The sequence below is a fragment of the Leisingera sp. M527 genome (assembly GCF_025141525.1).
Classification (GTDB): domain Bacteria; phylum Pseudomonadota; class Alphaproteobacteria; order Rhodobacterales; family Rhodobacteraceae; genus Leisingera.
The window spans coordinates 2,549,399-2,571,033 of sequence record NZ_CP081037.1 but is presented as its reverse complement, the minus strand read 5'-3'; the positions used below and the strand labels follow the sequence as shown (position 1 = coordinate 2,571,033).

The following is a 21,635-nucleotide window of genomic DNA, read 5'->3' as shown; positions in this document are numbered from 1 at the left end:
TTGAAACCTACTGTCAGCATTTACTCCTACGAGACACGGGAAGGCGTGATCGAAATAGTCGGTCGGCCAGCCGGTGGGTTTGATGTCAGAATCGAGGGTGAAATCTTGGGTTATTACCACTCTGCCGAGCAGGCTCTTGATGACATCGTTGGTGACCATCTCGGTTCTACCCCATTCGACACCGGTTTAGACCAGCTTGGAATTCCAGATGAGCTGTCTGAGTGGAACAAACGTATGTTGGCAGTGGCAAGGATCTAAAAGATGACCCAAATCGACTACACCCGCGCCGCCAAATACTTCCTGCTGCAGGATTTCTGGGTCGGCTTCAAACTGGGGATGAAGTATTTCTTTGCCCCCAAGGCCACCCTGAACTACCCGCACGAGAAGGGTCCGTTGTCGCCGCGGTTCCGCGGTGAGCACGCGCTGCGCCGCTATCCCAACGGCGAGGAACGCTGCATTGCCTGCAAGCTGTGCGAGGCGGTCTGCCCGGCGCAGGCGATCACCATCGACGCGGAACCGCGCGAGGATGGCAGCCGCCGCACCACGCGTTATGACATCGACATGACCAAATGCATTTACTGCGGTTTCTGCCAGGAAGCCTGCCCGGTGGATGCCATTGTCGAAGGCCCGAACTTCGAGTTCGCTACTGAGACCCGCGAGGAGCTGTTCTACGACAAGGATAAACTGCTGGCGAACGGCGAACGCTGGGAAGCCGAGATTGCCCGCAACCTCGAAATCGATGCGCCGTACCGATGAGAGAGCAGCGCAAAAGTTTTCAAAAACTTTTGCCAAGAATTTTTGAAAATTCTTGGACGGAGGACAGGACATGACCAAACAGCCGCCCAACCCGTTTGAGGCCATGATGGAACAGATGCAGACCCAGGCGCAGGAGATGGCCAAGGCCTTCAATCCTGCGCTGGAGAATTTCTCGCCTTCCGAGGCTTTCAAGGAGTTCGAGGCGCTGTGGCCCACCATGCCCAAAGAGGTCATGGAAATGATGTTCGGCAACACCGTCAACAAGGACGGGCTGGATGCCAAGACCCGGCTGCTGCTGACGCTGGCCGGGCTCACCATGCAGGGCGCGCAGGCAGATTCAGCGGTGCGCCAGACTGTGCGCCACGCTCTTGCGGCAGGGGCAAAGAAACAAGAGATCGTAGAAACGATCGGACAGATGTCGGTGTTTGCCGGCATTCCGGCCATGAACCGGGCGCTGGATCTGGCGCAGACGGTTCTGGACGACAACAAGGACGATGAGACATGAGCGTTTTTGCCTTCTACCTCTTCGCCGTCAGCGCCATCACTGGCGGGCTGTTCACTGTGATCAGCCGCCAGCCGGTGCATTCGGTGCTGTGGCTGATCCTGGCCTTTATCTCTTCGGCCGGGCTGTTTGTGCTCCTGGGGGCGGAATTTGTCGCCATGCTGCTGATCATCGTCTATGTGGGGGCTGTTGCGGTGCTGTTCCTGTTTGTGGTGATGATGCTGGACGTGGACTTTGCCGCGCTGAAGGCGGAGATGGCGCGGTACCTGCCGCTGGCTCTGCTGATCGGCCTGGTAATCCTGATGCAGTTCGTGATGGCCTTTGGCGTCTGGGAAACCGCGCATAAGGCGCCTGAGCTGTTAGCCAATCCAGTGCCCGCCGACCGCCACAACACCGAGGCCCTGGGCCTCATCATCTATGATCAATATTTCCTTCTGTTCCAATTGTCTGGCCTGATCCTGCTGGTGGCAATGATCGGCGCGATCGTGCTGACCCTGCGCCACCGCACCGACGTCAAGCGCCAGGACGTGGTTGCCCAGATGATGCGCGACCCGACCGTAGCAATGGAGCTTAAGGACGTGAAACCGGGGCAGGGGCTTTGAGCACATGATCGGACTTGAACACTATCTGACCGTCGCGGCGACGCTGTTCGTCATCGGCATCTTCGGGCTCTTCCTGAACCGCAAGAACGTGATCATCCTCTTGATGAGCATCGAACTGATGCTGCTGGCGGTGAACATCAATCTGGTCGCTTTCTCCAGCTTCCTGGGCGATCTGGTGGGGCAGGTCTTTACCCTGTTCGTGCTGACCGTGGCCGCCGCCGAGGCCGCCATCGGCCTGGCGATCCTGGTCTGCTTCTTCCGTAACCGCGGCACCATTGCCGTCGAAGACGTCAACGTGATGAAGGGCTGAAGAAACATGGAAACCATCCTTCTCTTTGCCCCGCTGGCGGGCGCCCTTATCTGCGGCTTCGGCTGGAAATTCATCGGCGAGAAAGCCGCCACTGTGACGGCCACATCGCTGCTTTTCCTGGCGGCGCTGCTCAGCTGGATCACCTTCCTGTCGTTTGACGGGGTGACCGACAACATCGAAATCTTCCGCTGGATCGAAAGCGGCTCGCTGTCGACCTCCTGGGCGATCCGGCTGGACCGGCTGACCGCGATCATGCTGATCGTGATCACCACAGTGTCGTCGCTCGTGCATCTGTACAGCTTCGGCTACATGTCGCATGACCCGCAGTGGAAAGAGGGCGAAAGCTACAAGCCGCGCTTCTTTGCCTATCTGTCGTTCTTCACCTTTGCGATGCTGATGCTGGTGACCTCGGACAATCTGGTGCAGATGTTTTTTGGCTGGGAAGGCGTCGGCGTCGCCTCCTACTTGCTGATCGGCTTTTACTACCGCAAGCCCACCGCCAACGCGGCAGCGATGAAGGCGTTTATCGTCAACCGCGTCGGTGACTTCGGTTTTGCGCTGGGGATCTTCGGGCTGTTCTTCCTGACCGACAGCATCAACCTTGCAGATGTCTTTGCCGCCGCTCCGGCGCTGGCGGAAACCCAAGTGTCGTTCCTGTGGAGCGAGTGGAATGCTGCCAACCTGATTGCTTTCCTGCTGTTTGTCGGCGCGATGGGCAAGTCGGCGCAGCTGATACTGCACACCTGGCTGCCGGACGCGATGGAAGGCCCGACCCCGGTATCGGCGCTGATCCACGCGGCAACCATGGTGACCGCGGGCGTGTTCCTGGTCTGCCGGATGTCGCCGCTGATGGAATTTGCGCCTGAAGCCACTGCATTCATCACCGTGATGGGCGCAGCCACGGCATTCTTTGCGGCCACCGTCGGGCTGGTGCAGAACGACATCAAGCGGGTGATCGCCTATTCGACCTGTTCGCAGCTGGGCTATATGTTCGTGGCTGCTGGCGTCGGCATGTATTCCGCTGCCATGTTCCACCTGTTCACCCACGCCTTCTTCAAGGCGATGCTGTTCCTGGGCGCCGGTTCGGTGATCCACGCGATGCATCACGAGCAGGACATGCGCCATTATGGCAACCTGCGCAAAAAGATCCCGTGGACCTTCCGCGCGATGATGATCGGCACACTGGCGATCACCGGCGTTGGTATCCCGCTTAGCGGCTGGATCGGCTTTGCCGGCTTTGTCTCTAAGGATGCGATAATCGAAAGCGCTTATGCGGGTGGATCGATGTTCGGCTTCTGGGCGCTGGTGATCGCGGCCTTCATGACCTCTTTCTACTCCTGGCGCCTGATGTTCATGACCTTCTATGGGGAGGCACGCGGCGACAAACACACCCATGACCACGCGCACGAAAGCCCCTGGACTATGCTGGTGCCGCTGGGTGTGCTGGCGGTGGGGTCGGTTACTGCAGGCATGATCTGGTACAGCAGCTTCTTCGGCCACGCGGATCAGGTCGGCAAATTCTATGGCATTCCGGTTGCGGAAGCCGCAGCCGCGGCACATGGCGAAGACGCCGGTCACGGCGAGGACGCTGCACATGGTGACACTGATGGCCACGGCGAGGAGGCTGCGCACGGTGAAGCCGCAGCCGAAGGCGCGCACCACTATGTGTTTGCCGGCAAGCCGGGTGAGGGCGGTATCTACATCGGCAAGGACAACCACATCCTGGAGGACGCCCACGCGGCCCCGAAATGGGTGAAGCTGTCCCCGTTCATGGCAATGGTTGCAGGTCTGGTGCTGGCGCTGTGGTTCTACATCTGGAACCCGTCGCTGCCGGCACGTCTGGCGGCGCAGCAGCGCCCGCTCTACCTGTTCCTGCTCAACAAATGGTACTTTGACGAGATCTACAACGTGATCTTCGTCAAACCGGCGCTGGCCATTGGCCGCTTCCTGTGGAAACGCGGCGACGGGGGCACCATCGACGGCTTCCTGAACGGTCTGGCAATGGGGGTTGTTCCCTTCTTTACCCGCCTCGCGGGCCGGGCGCAGTCCGGTTACATCTTCACTTATGCCTTCTGGATGGTGCTGGGCATCGCAGCCCTGGTCACCTGGATGTCGATCGGCGGAGGAACGCACTGATGGACAATCTCCTTTCTATTGTCACCTTCATTCCGGCGCTGGCTGCAGGCATTCTGGCCCTGTTCCTGCGCGGCGAGGATAAGGCGGCACAGCGCAATGCCAAGTTTGTTGCGCTCTTTGCCACCACGATCACCTTCCTGGTGAGCCTTGGCATCTATTTCGAGTTCGACCCCGCCAACACAGGCTTTCAGTTTGTGGAAGACCGGGCCTGGATCCTGGGGTTGAAATACAAGATGGGCGTCGACGGCATCTCGGTGCTGTTTGTGATGCTGACCACCTTCATCATGCCGCTGACCATTCTGGCCAGCTGGTCGGTCACGACCCGTGTGAAGGAATACATGATCGCCTTCCTGCTCTTGGAGACCCTGATGCTGGGCGTCTTCATGGCGCTGGACCTGGTGCTGTTCTACCTGTTCTTCGAGGCGGGCCTTATCCCGATGTTCCTGATCATCGGCATCTGGGGCGGCAAGGAACGGATCTACGCCTCTTTCAAGTTCTTCCTCTACACCTTCTTCGGCTCGGTGCTGATGCTGGTGGCGATGGTGTTCATGTATGTGGACGCCGGCACCACCGATATCGAAACCCTGCTGACCCACAGCTTCTCGGCTGCGTCCTTTGATGTGCTGGGCATTCACGTCGTGGGCGGCGCCCAGACGCTTATGTTCCTGGCGTTTTTTGCCTCCTTTGCGGTGAAGATGCCGATGTGGCCGGTGCATACTTGGCTGCCGGATGCGCACGTGCAGGCGCCGACCGCGGGTTCCGTGGTGCTGGCGGCGATTTTGCTGAAAATGGGCGGCTATGGTTTCCTCCGGTTCTCGCTGCCAATGTTCCCGGTTGGGGCGGATGTGATGACCGATATGGTTCTGTGGATGTCAGCCATCGCAGTTGTCTACACCTCGCTGGTGGCACTGGTGCAGGAGGACATGAAAAAGCTGATCGCCTATTCGTCAGTCGCGCACATGGGATTTGTGACCATGGGCATCTTTGCCGCTAACCAGCAAGGCATCGACGGTGCCATCTTTCAGATGCTGAGCCACGGCTTCATCTCTGCCGCGCTCTTCCTTTGTGTCGGGGTGATCTATGACCGCATGCATACCCGTGACATCGGCGCCTACGGCGGTCTGGTGATCCGGATGCCGGCATACGCTTTGGTGTTTATGTTCTTCACCATGGGCAACGTCGGCCTGCCGGGCACCTCTGGCTTTGTCGGTGAATTCCTGACCCTGATGGGCGCCTTCCAGAAAAACACCTGGGTGACGGCAGTGGCCGCAACCGGGGTGATCTTCTCGGCCGGATATGCGCTGTGGCTCTACCGCCGGGTGGTCTTTGGCGACATGATCAAGGGCAGCCTGGCCGGCATCCGCGACATGACCGCCCGCGAGCGTTTCGTTTTTGCGCCGCTGGTGGTGATGACCCTGCTTCTGGGTGTCTACCCGTCCCTGGTCACCGATGTCATCGCCCCCTCGACCGAGGCGCTGATTGCAAACTTCAACCAGTCTCTGGCGGCTGCCGACACCTCGGCAGCCACCCAGATTGCTTCGCATTAAGGGAACATCAGGCAGATGATCCAAGCTGATCTTACTGTAATCCTGCCAGAGATCGTTCTGGCGCTTTACGCGATGGGCGCGCTCTTGGGCGCGGTCTACACCGGCAAGGACAAGCTGGCGGTGCCGCTGGTCTGGGCAACCGCGGCGCTGTTGGCGGCGGTAGCTTTCTGGATCGCGGCCAGCCCGGCGACCACCCAGACGGCCTTCAACGGCATGTTCATCAACGACGGTTTTGCCCGCTTTGCCAAGGTGGCGCTGCTGCTGGGTGCGGCGGCAGTGCTGCTGATCGGTCAGGACTACATGGCGCGCCGCGGCATGCTGCGGTTTGAATACCCGATCCTGGTGGCGCTCAGCGCTGTTGGCATGATGATGATGGTCTCTGCCGGCGATCTGATGTCCCTTTACATGGGGCTGGAGCTGCAGTCGTTGTCTCTCTACGTCGTCGCTGCAATGCGCCGCGACAGTGTGAAGTCGACCGAGGCGGGCCTCAAGTACTTCGTGCTGGGTGCGCTGTCCTCTGGCCTGCTGCTGTACGGTGCCTCGCTGGTCTACGGCTTTGCCGGCACCACCCAGTTCGCGGGCATCATCCAGGTGGCAGAGCAGGGCCATATGTCCATCGGAATGCTGTTCGGGCTTGTGTTCATGATCTCGGGGCTTGCCTTCAAGGTCTCGGCGGTGCCTTTCCACATGTGGACCCCGGATGTGTATGAGGGCGCGCCGACTCCGGTCACGGCCTTCTTTGCCACCGCGCCCAAGGTTGCGGCGATGGGCCTGTTTGCCCGCGTCCTGCATGATGCCTTTGGCGGTGCCATCTCCGACTGGCAGCAGATCATCGTGGTGCTGTCGGTGCTGTCGATGTTCCTCGGCGCCATTGCTGCCATCGGCCAGCGCGACATCAAACGCCTGATGGCGTTCTCCTCCATTGCCCATATGGGCTATGCGATGATCGGTCTGGCAGCGGGCACCGAACAGGGCGTCACTGCGATGCTGGTTTATCTGGCGATCTACGTCACCATGAACATCGGCACCTTCTCCTTTATCCTGATGCTGGAGAAAGACGGAAAGCCCGTGACCGATATCATGGCGCTGAACCAGTTCGCCGCGCGCGAGCCGGGCAAGGCGCTGGCGGTGCTGATCCTGATGTTCTCGCTGGCCGGGGTGCCGCCAATGCTGGGTTTCTTTGCCAAGCTGGGCGTCTGGCAGGCGGGTGTTGATGCTGGGCTGATCGGGCTGGTCATTGCCTCTGCCGTGGCTTCGGTGATCGGTGCGTTCTACTACATCCGCATCGTCTTCTACATGTACTTCGGCACGGGCGATGACGATGTCGAAGCGAAGGGTTCGCCGGTTCTGGGCGTGGCACTGATGGCCTCTGCTGCGCTGATGCTGGTGGGCGTGGTTTACCAGTTCGGCATTGACGGCGCGGCGGCAGCTGCCGCGGCAACCCTTGTAAATTGATCTGCTTTTCAGGCAGGCTGAAAAGGCCCGGTCGCGTGACCGGGCCTTTCGCACTTTCTAAGGAATGCAGATGAGCTGGCCAGCTGAATATGGAAAACGGGTGCTTGCCGAGGTCGACAGCACCCTGAACGAGGCTTCCCGCATCGCCGGTGAGCTGGCAGGCCCCGAATGGATCCTGGCGCTGCGCCAGACCCAGGGGCGCGGCCGCCGCGGGCGCGACTGGAAGGACCCCAAGGGCAATTTCGCCGCCACGCTGGTGATGCGGCCCCAAGGCGCGCCGGATCAGGCAGCGCTGCGCAGCTTTGTCGCGGCACTTGCGGTCTATGACGCCTGTGTTGCGGTTACCGGGCGCACCGAAGGCCTGTCGCTGAAATGGCCCAACGACGTGCTGCTGAAGGGTGGCAAGCTGGCGGGGATCCTGCTGGAAAGTGCTGGCAACGGGCAGGGGGTCACCCACCTGTTTGTCGGCATCGGTGTCAATCTGGTTGAAACCCCGATGAAGGAATGGCTGGAACCCGGCGCGGTCTGGCCAGTGTCGCTGTTGTCGGAAACCGGCGTTCAGGTCTCGCCGGAGGAGTTTCTGGAAGCGGTGGCCGGCGCCTTTGCACGCTATGAGCAGCAATTCAGCACCTATGGTTTTGAACCGATTCGCACCGCATGGCTGGCGCGCGCCGCCAAGCTGGGCGAGGTGATCACCGCCCGCACCGCCAGTTCCGAGACCGAAGGCACTTTTGAAACAGTGGACGCCAACGGCAACCTTGTCCTAAACACTGCCAAGGGCCGCGTCAGCATTCCCGCGGCCGACATCTATTTCTAGGAAGGGGCAGCAATGCTTCTGGCAGTTGACTGCGGCAATACCAATACCGTCTTCTCAATCTACGACGGCGAGAAGTTCGTTGGCATGTGGCGCACCGCCACCGACTGGCAGCGCACTGCCGACCAATACTATGTCTGGCTCAACACACTGATGCGGCTGCAGGGGATCGAGGCGGATATCACCGACATGATCATCTCCTCGACCGTGCCGCGGGTGGTGTTCAACCTGCGGGTTTTGGCGGACCGCTATTTCAGTACGCGCCCCCTGGTGGTGGGCAAGCCCGGTTGCCTGCTGCCCGTCGCGGTGCGGGTGGACGAAGGCACCGCCGTCGGCCCCGACCGGCTGGTCAACACGGTATCCGGCTTCGACCTTTATGGCGGCAATCTGATTGTGGTGGATTTTGGCACCGCCACAACATTTGATGTGGTGGCCGAAGATGGCGCCTATGTCGGCGGGGTGATTGCGCCCGGCGTGAACCTGAGCCTGGAGGCCCTGCACCAGGCTGCCGCCGCCTTGCCGCATGTGGACATCACCAAACCTGAAAATGTCATCGGAACCAACACCGTCGCCTGTATGCAGTCCGGCGTGTTCTGGGGCTATGTCGGCCTCGTCCGCGAGATTTGCACCCAAATCAAGGCGGAACGCGGCGTGGCGATGAAAGTAATCTCGACAGGCGGGCTGGCGCCTTTGTTCCAGCAATCCGCTGATCTGTTCGACGCATTTGAGGATGACCTCACCATGCATGGGCTGCAGATCATTCATAAATACAACAAGGATAATGGTACTGACGCATGAGCAGTGAAAGATTGATCTATCTGCCCCTCGGCGGGGCGGGTGAAATTGGCATGAATGCCTATGTCTACGGCTACGGGCCAAAGAACAAAGAACGCCTGATCCTGGTCGACCTGGGCGTGACCTTCCCCGATATGGACACCACCCCCGGCGTCGACCTGATCATGCCGGACATGACCTGGCTGAAAGAGCGGGTTGACCGGCTGGAAGGGATTTTCGTCACCCACGGGCACGAGGACCACATCGGCGCCATCGCGCATATGTATTCCAGCCTGAATGTGCCGGTCTACGCCCGTGCCTTCACCGCCAACCTGGCGCGCCGCAAGATGGAGGAAGCGGGTCACGATCCGGCCAACGTGCACACGGTTGAAGCCTGGCCCGAAGTGACCAAACTCGGCCCCTTCACCATCGGCGTTGCCCCGATGAGCCACTCAATCCCCGAAAGCGGGGGACTGGTCATTGACAACCCGGCAGGGCGGGTGGTGCATACCGGCGACTTTAAGCTGGATTCCAATCCGCTGGTCGGCGAACCGTTTGATCCGGAGATGTGGGCAGAGATCGCCAAGGACGGCATCCAGGCGCTGGTCTGCGATTCCACCAATGTGTTCTCGACCCATCCGGGCCGCTCGGAATCAGAGCTGCCGGATGAGATCACCCGGCTGATTTCCGAAGCCAAGGGTATGGTTGCAGCCACCACATTCGCCTCCAACGTGGCCAGGGTGAAAACCCTGGCCGAGGCCGGGGTGCGGGCCGGGCGGTCGATTGTGCTGCTGGGCCGGGCGATGCGCCGGATGATCGAGGCTGCGACGGAAACCGGCGTTCTGACGGACTTCCCCAAGGTGATCAGCCCCGAAGACGCCAACAATGTGCCGCGTGACAACCTGATGCTGATCACAACCGGCAGCCAGGGCGAGCGCCGCGCGGCCTCTGCACAGCTGGCGCGCGGCAAGTACCGCGGGCTGGAGCTGAAGGAGGGCGACACCTTCCTGTTCTCCTCCAAGACCATCCCGGGCAATGAAAAAGGCGTGATCCGCATTATCAACCAGTTCTCTGAAATGGGTGTTGATGTGGTTGATGACAGTTCCGGCCTTTACCATGTGTCCGGCCATGCGAACGGTCCGGATCTGGAAACCATGCATACCTTGCTGAAACCCAGAATGCTGGTGCCGATGCACGGCGAGCACCGCCACCTGCGCCAGCACGCCCGTCTGGGCGAGGCAAAGGGCATTGCCAGCGCGGTTGTGGTCAACGGTATGATGATGGACCTCAGCGGCGACGCGCCCAAGTCCGCCGGCTATGTCGATACAGGCCGCACCTATCTGGATGGATCTGTCAAATACGGTGCGATGGACGGTGTTGTCCGCGACCGTATCCGCATGGCTTTGAACGGCCATGTGGTGGTGACGGTGCTGCTGGACGAGCAGGACGAGCCGCTGGGCGAGCCCTGGTGCGACGTCAAGGGCTTGGCCGAAACCGGCAGTTCCAACGCCGCCCTGGTCGAGATTATGGAAGCGGATCTGAACCAGTTCCTGATGCGCGCCGGTGCCAAGACGCTGCGCGATGAAGACAAGCTGGAACAGGAGCTGCGCCGCATTGCCCGCCAAAGCGCCCATAGCGAGATCGGCAAAAAACCCGAGGTGACGGTGGTCGTCAGCCGCATGCGCTGAGCCTGCGTGGGCAGGGCGGTTCTCCCGCCCGGCCCAAGCCGCATTGAAAATGCAGCAGGCCCCGTTGGGCCAGGCGCCGCGTACCCTGGCGGGTCCGCGGCGCTGCCGCAGAACAACAGTGTAAGAAACAACAACGCCGCGGCCTTTTTAGGCACGCGGCGTTGTCAATTCGGGTGCTGGACCGGCAGAGCCGCGAGACGTCTCAGCCGTGCAGCGGACGGGCGCAGCTGGGGCAGGAAACTACCTTGCGCGGGGCGCTGAACATAGCGCGGAACAAGCGGCGCATCACATTGGCAAAAGCCTCGGCGCGCAGCTCATGGGCGCGGGCTTCAATGGCCTGGAATTGTGCAATGGTCAGGGTGTTGGTGTCGGTGGTGTTCATGGCGAGGCCCAATTTCAATGGCGCGTTACAGTGTTGCGGATGCAATACGCCTGTTTGCACAGGTTGACGCCATCCAAGATCGAAGACCCGTTATGCTGCAAGTGCAAAGGTCGCCATGCGGCAGCTGCATGGTGGGTGGCCCTTCTGCACCCGCAATGAAAAAAGGCCGCCCCGGGGAGGGGCGGCCTGCAAAAAAATGTCTGGCAGTGCCGGTCAGCCGGCCCGGCGCTCAGCAAAGCTGAGAGCGATGAAGCTGGGCAGATGGTCGCCCATGCCGACCACAGATTTGTCGTCGCGTTTACCGTATTTGCCGCGGCCCGAAGAGCGTTCGGGCTTTTGCGCAGGCGTTTCGTCCTTGCGGGGGCTGCGGGACGCCTCCTTGCGGGGCTCGCGGGCTTCCGATTCCGGCTTGGCTGCGCGGGTGTCCGCTTCCGGCTTGGCAGCGCGCGCGGGTTTTTCCGCCTTGGGTTCCGGCTTCACCGGGTTTTCCAGACGCGGGATCTCTTTCTGAAGCAGCTTTTCCACCGCATCCAACGCCTTGTCATCGCGCGGAATACAGATGGTGATGGCCTTGCCCTCGCGGCCGGCGCGCCCTGTGCGGCCGATCCGGTGGACGTAATCCTCGGCATGGCCGGGCACATCGAAATTGAACACATGGCTGACGCTGGGCACATCAAGGCCGCGCGCGGCCACATCCGAAGCCACCAGGATGCGCAAGGCCCCTTCGCGGAAGCCGTCCAAAGTTTTAGTCCGCTGGCTTTGATCCAGATCGCCATGGATCGGCGCTGCGTCATAACCGTATTTCTTGAGCGATTTGGCTACGATATCCACATCCGTTTTACGGTTGCAGAAGATGATGCCATTGGTGAGCTTGTCACCCTCGCCATCAATCAGCGCGCGCAGTACCCGGCGTTTTTCCGTTGCTTCGCGGTCGCGGCGGGACGCTTTGAACTGCACGACGGCCTGTTCGATGGTTTCCGACGCAGTGGCCTGGCGGGCCACTTCAATCCGGGCCGGACCTGACAGGAATGTGTTGGTGATCCGCTCGATCTCCGGCGCCATGGTGGCCGAAAAGAACAGCGTCTGGCGGGTGAACGGCGTCAGCGAGAAGATCCGCTCGATATCCGGGATAAAGCCCATGTCGAGCATCCGGTCGGCCTCGTCCACCACCATGATCTGCACACCGGTGAGCAGCAGCTTGCCGCGCTCAAAATGGTCCAGCAGGCGGCCGGGGGTAGCGATCAGGACATCGACGCCTTTGTCGATCAGCGCGTCCTGTTCCTTGAACGAAACCCCGCCGATCAGCAGCGCCTTGGTGAGCTTTACATGCTTGGCATAGGTGTCGAAGTTTTCCGCCACCTGGGCCGCCAGCTCGCGGGTGGGGCACAGCACCAGGCTGCGCGGCATCCGGGCGCGGGCGCGGCCGCGCGCCAGAAGGGTGATCATCGGCAGCGTGAAAGACGCAGTCTTACCGGTGCCGGTCTGGGCGATTCCCAGAACGTCGCGTCCCTCCAGTGCGGATGGAATCGCCCCGGCCTGGATTGGAGTGGGGGTTTCATATCCAGCTTCCTCAACAGCTTTGAGGACCTTGGGATTAAGGTTCAGATCGGAGAATTTTGTCATATGCATCCGTCATTGCGGACACTGACCTGGCCCGCGCGTGTGTGTTCCAGCCGGCTCCGCAAAGGTCATGCGGGATGGCAGCTGCCGGCTCGTGTGGCGGCATAGCAAAATCCCGCGCGATCGTCAATTATTGCCGGATTTTGCTGTGCTTTTGTCCCGCCCATTTGCAACAGAGAGACAATTCAGCCGAATTCGGGAAAGTGTTTCCGCCGTTTTGTGTCCAAATCCAGATTTCGGATCTTTAGCAGCCCCTCAGCCTGCAGGCGGTTCCGCAGGCCAGGGCTGTCGGCGCAAACTTCGTCAAAAAAGATGCGCAGGCCGGCCTCTCCGTGATCCGTTTCTATCGTGCTGAGCAGCTCGTGCGCGGTGATTCCCCCGATCTCCCGTGACCGGGAAGGGGCAAGCCCGGCCCGGTAAGAGCCTTTTTGCAGCCGGTACCGGTAGTGGCTGATCCAGCTTTGCCAGTCCGCGGCATGAAAATGGCACAGATCCAAGCCGTCCAGTTCGGCCTGGCCGGGATTCATGCCGCCGTCCAGCAAAATATTGTGAATCCGAATCTCCAGGCCGTCGATGCCAGTGCGGGTAAACAGTTTGCCTTGGACATGGCTTAGAAAACCGCCCTTAAGATGTTTGCCGAATTGCGGGTACAGCCGCGCAGCGCGGGTGTCCTGGTCAGCGACCGGGAGATATCCTTTGAAAGCCGTGCCGCCGCCGCCCGCCAGGGCCTCAACCGGGCGCACCCGGGCACAGCAGATGTCAGACGGCAGCGCCGCCAGCCGGGCGGCAACGGATTCCGTGGACCACAGAAATTCGTCCACGTCGCAGTGCAACAGCCAGTCCACATCCCCGGCCTGGCGCTGGTAGGCGCGGCTGGCGTTTGCCGATTGCCGCACCTGGTGCTTGACCGGCCGTCGGCCTATCCGCCGCCAGTAGGTCTCGTTGCATTCGGTGACCCGGATCTTGGGGTGTGATTTCAGATGCGGAAAAGCGTCCGGGCAGGGGGCGTCCAGATACAGAAACAGTCTGTGCGCCCCGGCCTCAAGGTGATGGGCCGCAAAGGTCAGGATATCGCCTGCGTCTGCCTTGATGGTGCTGACGACACCCCATTTGATTTTCTCACCGCTCATCAGAGGCGGGCCTGTCCTTATAGCGTTGGATCCGGGCGAAGATGCTGCGCGGATCATTCATGACCATCTGCAGCATGCGTGTTCCCAAAGGCCGAAGAACCGCGTCATTCTCGGCATAGCGCCACAGCCGGGCCAGCATGTTCTTGTCCAAATCCCCGTTTGGCAGCGAATAGGGCTCCAAGCCAAAGCCCAGTTTGTCCGGCTTTGAACCGCCGCGGGTCCGGGGAAAGCCAACGCTGTTTTTCTGCCCGCTCTGACGGCGCTCACTGTCGTGAAGCTTGATCAGGTCGAACAGCAGCATCAGCCCCTGTCCGCCCAAACGTTGGTCTATGGTTTCCCCATGATCGGCAAATGTAGCCGCTGCCGATATCATCCAGCGCACTGGCAGTTCGCGGGCCAGCGCGTCGCCCTGTTCCGACCAGATCCGCAGAAACAACTGCCGCGCCTGCGGCGGAGCGGCGCGCCTGCGCAGAATGGCAATGCAAACTGCATGAAGCGCCCAAATTTCAGGCTGGCCAGCAAACTCAGCGCGTAAAATCGCCTGCTTGCGCAACGCATGCCTGCGGTTTTCCGGCATGCTGTCCATGTCAGGTGCGCAGGAGACCAACGCTGCCTTAAGTGCATTCAGATCAACGTCCGGGGGCGGCAGCACCGACAGCGGATCGTCGAAAGGCGCCTCGCGCGTCTCCAGCCGCCGCATCAGCGCAAAAAAACCGCCAGGGTAGTTCTGTTGATCCAGGTCCATGACGGGTTTCAATGCGCTGTTTTTCTAAATACTGCGTTTCTGTCAGACCATCATTTCCTTGGTCGCGGTCAGTTTCAAGTCCGGATAGTCGCGCACCACCCGGTCAATGTCCCATTGCAGCCGCGTAAGGTAGACGACATCGCCGTCGTGATCATGGGCGATATGCTGCTTGTTGGCGTTGGTGAACTTGTCCACTGCTGCCCGCTCCCCGTTGACCCAGCGGGCCGAGGTGAACTGGCTGGCCTCAAACCGCACCGGCAGGCCGTATTCCATCTCAATCCGTGAGGCGAGAACCTCGAACTGCAACTGGCCGACAACGCCAACGATGAAGCCGGAGCCGATCGAGGGCTTGAACACTTTGGCAGCCCCTTCTTCGGCAAACTGCATCAGTGCCTTTTCCAGATGCTTGGCCTTCATCGGATCGCCCGCCCGCACACCTTGCAGCAGTTCCGGTGCAAACGACGGGATGCCGGTCACCCTGATCGCCTCGCCCTCGGTCAGCGTATCGCCAATACGCAGCTGGCCGTGGTTCGGAATGCCGATGATATCGCCGGCCCAGGCTTCTTCTGCCAGTTCGCGGTCTGAGGCCAGGAACAGCACTGGGTTGGAAATCGCCATCGGCTTTTTGGTGCGCACATGGGTCAGTTTCATGCCGCGTTTGAAATGACCCGAGGCCATGCGGACAAAGGCCACCCGGTCGCGGTGCTTGGGGTCCATATTGGCCTGCACCTTGAAAACGAAACCCGCGACCTTTTTCTCTTCCGGCGCCACCTGGCGGGGCTGGGCGGATTGCGGCTGCGGTTCGGGGCCATAAGCGCCGATACCGTCCATCAGCTCCTTCACCCCGAAGGAGTTGATCGCCGAGCCGAACCAGATCGGGGTCATATGCCCCTCCAGCACCGATTGAGGGTCCAGCGCGGGCAGCAGCTCGCGGGCCATCTCGACCTCTTCCAACAGCTGTTCCAGCAGGTGTTCCGGCACATGTTCAGCCAGCCTTGGGTCGTCCAAGCCGTTAATCTCAATGCTTTCTGCAACCTTGTTGCGGTCGGCGCGGTCCATCAGCTCCAGCCGGTCGCGCAGCATGTCATAACAGCCGATGAATTCGCGGCCCACGCCAATCGGCCAGCTGGCAGGTGTCACGTCAATCGCCAGGTTCTGCTGGATCTCATCGATGATCTCAAAGGTGTCCCGGCTTTCGCGGTCCATCTTGTTACAGAAAGTCAGGATCGGAAGGTCGCGCAGGCGGCAGACTTCAAACAGCTTCTGGGTCTGGCTTTCCACGCCTTTGGCGCCGTCGATCACCATCACTGCCGCATCCACCGCAGTCAGCGTGCGGTAGGTGTCCTCGGAAAAGTCAGAGTGGCCGGGCGTATCCACCAGATTGAACCGGAAGCCGCTGAAATCAAACGACATTGCCGAGGCGGAGACCGAGATTCCGCGGTCTTTTTCCATCTGCATGAAGTCCGAGCGCGTGCGCCGCGCCTCACCCTTGGCGCGCACCTGCCCGGCCATCTGAATCGCACCGCCGTACAGCAGGAACTTTTCAGTCAGCGTGGTCTTGCCGGCGTCCGGGTGCGAAATGATCGCAAAAGTCCGGCGGCGGGCAATTTCGGGCGGCAGTTCGGGGTGGTTCGAAGCGGAGTCCAACATGGGGGTGGCTGTATCCAGAATCCGCAAGCGTGGCAAGGAAAACAGGGGCCGCCGCCGGGCAAGCTGCCGACCGTCACGGGGCAACGAACAGATCCAAATTCCGGATTGCCTATGTTTCGCTAACGAATATCTTGTAAGTCTATTTGAATGAATGCGGGCAACCGGATTTGAAAACTTTGCCACTGCAGGAACAACTCGTGCAACAAGATGAATTTTCCGATCATTTTGAAGTTTTGGACTCAGTTGAAATTGCAGTGATCGTCCTGAAAGTGGGGGGCGACGGCCTGCCGCGTTATGTGGCGATGAATACAAAGGCGCGGGAATTCACCAAGCTCGGGTTTGACGATTTCGCCGGCAAAACCGCGCTTGAGCTTTATGGCGGGGCGACTGGCCGCCGCGCCTTGAACCACCACCTTGACGTCATAGCCGCAGGCAGGGAAGCCACCTACGACATCGTCCTTCCGGCTGTTCAGAAAACAAAATACCTCAGCACGACGCTGCGGCCTGTCTTCAATGATGACGGCAGGCTGGTCTACCTCGTCGGCTCCTCCACTGATATCACGTCTGAGCGTGAGCGGGACGAGGCGTTGGAACTCACCCGGCTGGCCCTCGACAAGGCGGAGGAGGCAAGCCAGGCAAAAGAGCGGTTTCTGGCCAACATGAGCCACGAAATCAGAACCCCGATGAACGGCATACTCGGGATGTGTGAATTGCTGAAAGAAACAGCACTTGATGACCAGCAGGCTTTGTTCGCGGACACGATTTTCAATTCGGCCACCGCCTTGCTGAGCGTGATCAACGACGTTCTGGATTTTTCCAAGATTCAGGCGGACAAAATCTCATTGCGGGATGCTCCCTTTTCCCTGTTGGACCTTGTCCAGGATGTGGGGACCCTGCTGTGGGCAAAGGCGGCCTATAAGGGGCTCGATCTTCGCACCGATTATCCCGCTGACGTCCCGCGGGCATTTATCGGGGACGCCAGCAAGATCCGGCAAATCCTGATGAACCTGCTGGGAAATGCGATCAAATTCACCGGCACCGGCCAGGTGACTGCCAGTGTTTCCTATGACCCTGGCGCTGCGAAACATCCGCTGCGCATCTCTGTAAGCGACACCGGCCCGGGGATCGACCAGTCGCAGATTGAACAGATTTTTTCTGCGTTCGAACAGGTCAACCGCCAGACCACAAGGGTGGTAGAGGGCACCGGCCTGGGATTGGCAATCACCCGGGCGCTGGTTGAGCGGATGGGCGGCAGGATCGACGTGGCATCGGTGCCGGGGCAGGGGGCGGTCTTTTCGGTCCATCTGGATTTAAGGCAGGCGGATGCAGAGGATGGCGCCGCCAGCCCGGAAGACGGCGTTTCCTGCGCCCAGGATCAAAGACTGGCGTTGAATACTCAGGCGGCAAACACCCCGTCAGAGCTGCCGGCAGAGGCGTTGAAGGGGATGAAGATCCTTGTCGCTGAGGACAACAAGACCAACCAGCTGGTCGTCAGGAAGATGTTGAAACCTACTGGCGCAGACCTGCAGTTTGCGGCCAACGGGCAGCTCGCCTTTGAGGCATATATCTCTGCTGGCTGCGACCTGATCCTGATGGATCTGTCGATGCCGGTTCTGGGCGGGCTCGAGGCCACCCGGAAAATCCGGCAGTATGAGCGGGACGCTGCGTTGCCGGAATGCCCGATCATTGCGCTGACAGCCAATGCGCAGCCTAGCGACGTAGAGGCTTGCATGGCCGTGGGGATGAACGATTTTCTGTCCAAACCCTTTCGCAAGGCTGAGCTTTTGGCACGCATCCTGCGTTAGACGGGGCGGCAATCGCGCAAAAGCCTGCTGCAGGTTTCCCGGGCCGGGGCTTGCCGGCACGGTTTGCTGCACCAACGCAATCCCGCGCATCTCAGGGGCGGCACTCCTGTGCGACCGCATCCTGGGTCATTAAGGATATGCCGCGCGCGCCCCAGCTCGCTGTGGCCGTCTTAATAGCCACTGGAGGCAGTGACGGGAAGGATTGGCCTAAAGACCGGGCAACCGCTTCGGATGTTCAGCCGTTTTGCCCTGGGGCCGGTGTGTGCGGATTAGGCGCTGCAGTAGATCGGAGGTGTGCAGATATCCCACATATCCTGCAACGCGCCCAATACCTTCCGCGTGCCGGCTGAAGAGATCGGCTTCACAATGTAGCCGCTCACGTTCCGGGCGTAGGCCCGGGATATGTCTTTCGGGTTTTCGGACGTCGTGAACATGAAGACGATGTTGCTGGAAATATCTTCCTTTGCCCTCAGGGCGTCCAGGAATTCATGCCCGTTCATGCGCGGCATGTTGATGTCCAGCAGAATGAAAAAAGGGTGTGGAACGTCCTGCAGCTTGTCGGTGGTCAGGATTTCCAGCGCTTCCAGCCCATCGCATGCCCGGACAATTTGTGCAGCAGGGGAGAGTTTCTTCAGATTACGCTCCAGAATAAGCGCATCCAGGTCATTGTCCTCGACCAAAAGGATATTCATTTCGTGTTCTCCACGTCAGGCGGCTTTCTCTTGGTTTGCGGAGGAGTGTGCAGCCCCTTTGTTCGGCCAGCTAAACCTGAAATCAGCGCCGTGTCCAACCTTGGATTTCAACTCAACCCCAAACCCATGCTGTTCGACCGTTTTTTTCACAATAGCCAAGCCAATGCCAGTGCTTTCAGGCTGGTTCGGCCGCCGCAGAGTTTGAAAGACTTCGAAAATTTTAGTATGGAATTCCGGCGCAATACCGTCACCATCGTCCCTTACAGATATGTCATACCGGTCGCCTGCGTCCACAATGCTGACGGAAATCTTCGCGGTGTCCGGCGCGGGATGATACTTGACCGCATTGCCAACAAGGTTTTCCAGGACACGGCGGAAGTTGAAGGTATCCGTGGCAATGGTTTCCACGTCTCCCAGCCGTTCAAGCTGGCCATCGGAAAGGCTGAAATCCGATTTCAGTGTTTCAATCACCTCGCCAAGGTTGAGTGTCTGTTCAGCTTCCTCATGTTTTCCAATACGCGAAAATTCCATCACACCTTGGGTCAGGTCGTTCATCCGGCCCACGCGTTCAGTGATCCGCGCCAGGTTGGCAGCAACCTCGGGGTCTGCATTTGCGGATTGAAAATAGTCTTCCAGATCTTCCTGGATCATCTCGGTAAGCGTGCTTATGCCGCGCACGGGCGTCTTTAAGTCATGGGAGGTGATGTAGACAAACTGTTCCAGTTCCGCATTGGCCGTGGCCAGCTTTGCGGTTTCCTGCTGCAGATCGGCTGTAATCCTTTCCGCATAAGCCTGGGCACGCTGGTTTGACCGGCTCATGAAAAACAAAAGCGAAATGACCAAGGCTTCGATCACCAGGCCGGCAATCAGTATAATAGTCGGCTGAGAATAGGAGTTTGCCTGGCGGAACCCAAGATTGGTGCGGATATCAATGGTCCATTTTCGGCCGTATATTTCCAGCAGCACCTTCTCTGCAAACTTGGGAGCGGGATCAAACTGGGGATCTGCCGGGTCATGTTCATTATAGATCCGCTCTCCTTGGTCGCTGATACTGAACCGCACATTCCTCAGCTCCTTTGACAGCAGGCCGGCCATCAGTTTCCGCACCACGAACGGCGCGTAGACCATGCCGTCAAAGCGCTGCTCGCGCTCTGATTGGCTGTCAGCGTCTCCTCCGGAATAAAAGGGGGCGTAAAACAGGAAACCCGGCGTGCTGCTTTCGTCCTGAACAAGAACAATGGGGCCGGTAATCCTGGCTTCGCCACTTGAGCGGCTGGCCAATGCGGCATCCCGCCGGTTAAGTTCGTGGGCAACGTCCAGTCCCACGGCCGCTGCATTCAGATGCTCCGGCTCAATGAACGAGATCGGCAAGTGAATGCTGTTGTCATGCGCAGGATAGACTGAAAAACCCGGCCGTTCCGCCCGTCGGGTTCGCAGGTAGCCGTCAAATTGGGACGGGGCTACATGGTGAATAACGCCGATCCCGTTGATCCCCGGATACCTTTCGTCAACCCGCAAGGAATGCGCGAAGATTTTCCACTGCTCATAGCTCATGTCGCCATCATTGGATTGGATGGCTGATACACCGGCCCATAGGGCTTCTTCGTATTTCTCCATGCGGGCTGCAATCAAGCCGACGGCCTGATCGCGGGCTGCATTAAAGGCATTTTCGACACGGTTTTGCGTCTGCGTTTCGGCGTAGAGCCAGGCGCCGATGGTCATCATCAGCGACAGGCCAATGACCAGTGCATGGATCAGCGAGAGGTGGCTGTTCCTGAAGAATAAGCGCCATTTCTGAAAAGGGGAAATCGTCTTCATCGGTGTGCTCACAGCCCGCTATGCGTCCATCGCATTCTATCTTTACAGTCCTTAATGAACGATAAATTCGCATTTAGGTTGTGGTTCGTTTGCCCGCGCAGCCCAATCCGGGATTATGTTGCCCGGCGAACACGTGGAAGCAGAAATCTAGCGCAGCGAGGCCCGCTTCAGCAGTCCCACTGCATCGGGGCGGTCCAGCAGTGACCGGCTCACGTCCAGGCCATGGGCGCCGCGCTTGTGCTGCGCAGGCAGGGTGCCGGGGCGCAAGGTCCAGAAATCGTCCGGCAAAGCCGGGCTTGTCACCGGGTCAAGAAAGGTGCTCTCAGCCGCAATTCCCTCGGCATAGATAATGTGGTGACGGTCGAACAGAATCTGGAAATAGTCGGCAAAGCCGCCGTCCAGCACCACCACGGTGCCGCCATTCACCAGGTCGCGGGCGCGGACCAGGACCTCCGGCGCGCCGGCGCCGATTTCGTCGCTGCGCTGATAGACCATCAGCCGGTGGGCGGGGCTGACAATCAGGTCGTTGGCGTTGTTCAAGGCGCCTTGGCGGATCAGGATCGGGGCCAGGTCCCCAACCGCGCGCAGGGTGGACTGGCCAACCCAGCGCACCTCCTGAATACCGTCGTCCCGGGTCAGGACACGGTCGCCTGCGCGCATGTCTTCGATCAGGCGCTGTGCGCCGGTGGCCAGCGTGATGCGGGTGCCGCGGGTAAAGGAGACGCAGGCGGATTGCGCCAGCTTGCGCCGGGCCGATTTGCGCCCGGCCTTGACCAGCGTATAGGGCATATGCGCCTGCAAAGGGGCCAGCGGCACCAGAAAGATACCGGCAATCAGCCCGTCACCGTCCACTTCGACCATTACCAGGATCTCGGTATTGGGGCCGCTGTCGGGCATCAGCGTCAGCAGGCAGTCCAGATGCAGCGCCGCACCCGGGGTGCCCAGGGCGGTGTCGCCGGCGATGCGGAAACTGCCATCGTGATGGGTGGCGATGCCCAGCCGCTGCGGCGGCACCGGGTTGTTCAGCAGGTAGATGTCGTCCAGCACCAGGTCCTCAAGCACGCCCAGGGGATCACCCATATTGGCGCCGTATTCGACGCGGAAACGCTCGGCCGGGTAGGCCTGGACGGAGGAGAGGCTGGCGGTCAAAATCTGTCCCATGTTCGGCCGGTGTTCGCTTCCAATATGTGGGCCCGCAGGCCGGGCCGT

Annotated in this window: 20 protein-coding genes; 12 read left to right on the top strand and 8 right to left on the bottom strand. The window is 60.0% G+C overall.

All coding sequences use genetic code 11. The features are described from left to right. The 11 genes from K3555_RS12860 to K3555_RS12810 all read left to right on the top strand — a co-directional run bounded on the left by K3555_RS12860 (position 1) and on the right by K3555_RS12810 (position 10,584). Positions 1–258 carry a hypothetical protein gene (locus K3555_RS12860; RefSeq protein ID WP_259985637.1) on the top strand — a complete coding sequence of 86 codons (258 nt, stop codon included), beginning with the start codon at positions 1–3 and terminating at the stop codon, positions 256–258. A gap of 3 nt (positions 259–261) precedes the next feature. Then, entirely contained in the window at positions 262–756 is a 495-nt protein-coding gene (gene nuoI, locus K3555_RS12855) for an NADH-quinone oxidoreductase subunit NuoI (RefSeq protein WP_129371390.1), read from the top strand. 70 nt (positions 757–826) lie between these two features. Then, on the top strand, positions 827–1,261 hold the full coding sequence (locus K3555_RS12850; RefSeq protein ID WP_259985635.1) for a carboxymuconolactone decarboxylase family protein: 435 nt from the start codon (positions 827–829) through the stop codon (positions 1,259–1,261). Next, on the top strand, positions 1,258–1,860 hold the full coding sequence (locus tag K3555_RS12845; protein WP_260005485.1) for an NADH-quinone oxidoreductase subunit J: 603 nt from the start codon (positions 1,258–1,260) through the stop codon (positions 1,858–1,860). The genes K3555_RS12850 and K3555_RS12845 overlap by 4 nt, the downstream gene beginning before the upstream one ends. A 4-nt stretch (positions 1,861–1,864) precedes the next feature. Beyond that, positions 1,865–2,170: an NADH-quinone oxidoreductase subunit NuoK gene (gene nuoK, locus K3555_RS12840; protein ID WP_008553673.1), complete on the top strand. Its 306-nt coding sequence runs from the start codon at positions 1,865–1,867 to the stop codon at positions 2,168–2,170. Between the two features lie 6 nt (positions 2,171–2,176). Continuing rightward, entirely contained in the window at positions 2,177–4,306 is a 2,130-nt protein-coding gene (nuoL, locus tag K3555_RS12835) for an NADH-quinone oxidoreductase subunit L (RefSeq protein WP_260005483.1), read from the top strand. Next, a complete protein-coding gene (locus K3555_RS12830) occupies positions 4,306–5,853 on the top strand; it encodes an NADH-quinone oxidoreductase subunit M (protein WP_260005482.1) in 1,548 nt (515 codons plus the stop codon). The genes nuoL and K3555_RS12830 overlap by 1 nt, the downstream gene beginning before the upstream one ends. 15 nt (positions 5,854–5,868) lie before the next feature. Beyond that, positions 5,869–7,308 (top strand): NADH-quinone oxidoreductase subunit NuoN, encoded by a 1,440-nt coding sequence (gene nuoN, locus K3555_RS12825; protein WP_259985614.1) that lies wholly within the window; start codon positions 5,869–5,871, stop codon positions 7,306–7,308. A gap of 70 nt (positions 7,309–7,378) precedes the next feature. Beyond that, positions 7,379–8,125: a biotin--[acetyl-CoA-carboxylase] ligase gene (locus tag K3555_RS12820; RefSeq protein WP_260005480.1), complete on the top strand. Its 747-nt coding sequence runs from the start codon at positions 7,379–7,381 to the stop codon at positions 8,123–8,125. A 12-nt stretch (positions 8,126–8,137) separates the two neighbouring features. Then, positions 8,138–8,920 carry a type III pantothenate kinase gene (locus K3555_RS12815; protein ID WP_129371383.1) on the top strand — a complete coding sequence of 261 codons (783 nt, stop codon included), beginning with the start codon at positions 8,138–8,140 and terminating at the stop codon, positions 8,918–8,920. Beyond that, entirely contained in the window at positions 8,917–10,584 is a 1,668-nt protein-coding gene (locus K3555_RS12810) for a ribonuclease J (protein WP_260005479.1), read from the top strand. The genes K3555_RS12815 and K3555_RS12810 overlap by 4 nt, the downstream gene beginning before the upstream one ends. A 202-nt stretch (positions 10,585–10,786) precedes the next feature. On the opposite strand, the gene K3555_RS12805 is transcribed toward K3555_RS12810, so the two are convergent. From K3555_RS12805 to K3555_RS12785, 5 genes are all read right to left on the bottom strand, one after another. Then, positions 10,787–10,966 carry an RSP_7527 family protein gene (locus tag K3555_RS12805; RefSeq protein ID WP_129371381.1) on the bottom strand — a complete coding sequence of 60 codons (180 nt, stop codon included), beginning with the start codon at positions 10,964–10,966 and terminating at the stop codon, positions 10,787–10,789. 213 nt (positions 10,967–11,179) lie between these two features. Further along, a complete protein-coding gene (locus K3555_RS12800; RefSeq protein WP_260005478.1) occupies positions 11,180–12,589 on the bottom strand; it encodes a DEAD/DEAH box helicase in 1,410 nt (469 codons plus the stop codon). Positions 12,590–12,771: 182 nt separating this feature from the next. Further along, entirely contained in the window at positions 12,772–13,716 is a 945-nt protein-coding gene (locus K3555_RS12795; RefSeq protein ID WP_260005476.1) for a glycosyltransferase family 2 protein, read from the bottom strand. After that, complete coding sequence (locus K3555_RS12790; protein WP_260005475.1) at positions 13,706–14,461, bottom strand: hypothetical protein; 756 nt, start codon at positions 14,459–14,461, stop codon at positions 13,706–13,708. The genes K3555_RS12795 and K3555_RS12790 overlap by 11 nt, the downstream gene beginning before the upstream one ends. Positions 14,462–14,503: 42 nt before the next feature. Next, positions 14,504–16,111, bottom strand: coding sequence for a peptide chain release factor 3 (locus K3555_RS12785; protein ID WP_260005474.1), 1,608 nt, complete (start codon positions 16,109–16,111; stop codon positions 14,504–14,506). A 197-nt stretch (positions 16,112–16,308) separates the two neighbouring features. On the opposite strand from K3555_RS12785, the gene K3555_RS12780 reads away from it, so the two are divergent. Next, complete coding sequence (locus K3555_RS12780; protein WP_260005473.1) at positions 16,309–17,916, top strand: ATP-binding protein; 1,608 nt, start codon at positions 16,309–16,311, stop codon at positions 17,914–17,916. Positions 17,917–18,185: 269 nt separating this feature from the next. On the opposite strand, the gene K3555_RS12775 is transcribed toward K3555_RS12780, so the two are convergent. The 3 genes from K3555_RS12775 to K3555_RS12765 form a co-directional block, all read right to left on the bottom strand. Then, positions 18,186–18,608, bottom strand: coding sequence for a response regulator (locus K3555_RS12775; protein WP_259993937.1), 423 nt, complete (start codon positions 18,606–18,608; stop codon positions 18,186–18,188). Between the two features lie 15 nt (positions 18,609–18,623). Next, a complete protein-coding gene (locus tag K3555_RS12770) occupies positions 18,624–20,426 on the bottom strand; it encodes a CHASE domain-containing protein (protein ID WP_260005472.1) in 1,803 nt (600 codons plus the stop codon). A gap of 147 nt (positions 20,427–20,573) precedes the next feature. After that, complete coding sequence (locus tag K3555_RS12765; protein ID WP_259985556.1) at positions 20,574–21,587, bottom strand: Hint domain-containing protein; 1,014 nt, start codon at positions 21,585–21,587, stop codon at positions 20,574–20,576. Positions 21,588–21,635 lie beyond the last annotated feature (48 nt).

Coding starts and splice junctions, on each gene's coding strand:
- K3555_RS12785 (WP_260005474.1), bottom strand. CDS start 16,111: ATGTTGGACTCCGCTTCGAACCACCCCGAACTGCCGCCCGAAATTGCC.
- K3555_RS12810 (WP_260005479.1), top strand. CDS start 8,917: ATGAGCAGTGAAAGATTGATCTATCTGCCCCTCGGCGGGGCGGGTGAA.
- K3555_RS12830 (WP_260005482.1), top strand. CDS start 4,306: ATGGACAATCTCCTTTCTATTGTCACCTTCATTCCGGCGCTGGCTGCA.
- K3555_RS12815 (WP_129371383.1), top strand. CDS start 8,138: ATGCTTCTGGCAGTTGACTGCGGCAATACCAATACCGTCTTCTCAATC.
- K3555_RS12805 (WP_129371381.1), bottom strand. CDS start 10,966: ATGAACACCACCGACACCAACACCCTGACCATTGCACAATTCCAGGCC.
- nuoK (WP_008553673.1), top strand. CDS start 1,865: ATGATCGGACTTGAACACTATCTGACCGTCGCGGCGACGCTGTTCGTC.
- K3555_RS12775 (WP_259993937.1), bottom strand. CDS start 18,608: ATGAATATCCTTTTGGTCGAGGACAATGACCTGGATGCGCTTATTCTG.
- K3555_RS12850 (WP_259985635.1), top strand. CDS start 827: ATGACCAAACAGCCGCCCAACCCGTTTGAGGCCATGATGGAACAGATG.
- nuoI (WP_129371390.1), top strand. CDS start 262: ATGACCCAAATCGACTACACCCGCGCCGCCAAATACTTCCTGCTGCAG.
- K3555_RS12820 (WP_260005480.1), top strand. CDS start 7,379: ATGAGCTGGCCAGCTGAATATGGAAAACGGGTGCTTGCCGAGGTCGAC.
- K3555_RS12795 (WP_260005476.1), bottom strand. CDS start 13,716: ATGAGCGGTGAGAAAATCAAATGGGGTGTCGTCAGCACCATCAAGGCA.
- nuoN (WP_259985614.1), top strand. CDS start 5,869: ATGATCCAAGCTGATCTTACTGTAATCCTGCCAGAGATCGTTCTGGCG.
- nuoL (WP_260005483.1), top strand. CDS start 2,177: ATGGAAACCATCCTTCTCTTTGCCCCGCTGGCGGGCGCCCTTATCTGC.
- K3555_RS12790 (WP_260005475.1), bottom strand. CDS start 14,461: ATGGACCTGGATCAACAGAACTACCCTGGCGGTTTTTTTGCGCTGATG.
- K3555_RS12765 (WP_259985556.1), bottom strand. CDS start 21,587: ATGGGACAGATTTTGACCGCCAGCCTCTCCTCCGTCCAGGCCTACCCG.
- K3555_RS12770 (WP_260005472.1), bottom strand. CDS start 20,426: ATGAAGACGATTTCCCCTTTTCAGAAATGGCGCTTATTCTTCAGGAAC.
- K3555_RS12800 (WP_260005478.1), bottom strand. CDS start 12,589: ATGACAAAATTCTCCGATCTGAACCTTAATCCCAAGGTCCTCAAAGCT.
- K3555_RS12845 (WP_260005485.1), top strand. CDS start 1,258: ATGAGCGTTTTTGCCTTCTACCTCTTCGCCGTCAGCGCCATCACTGGC.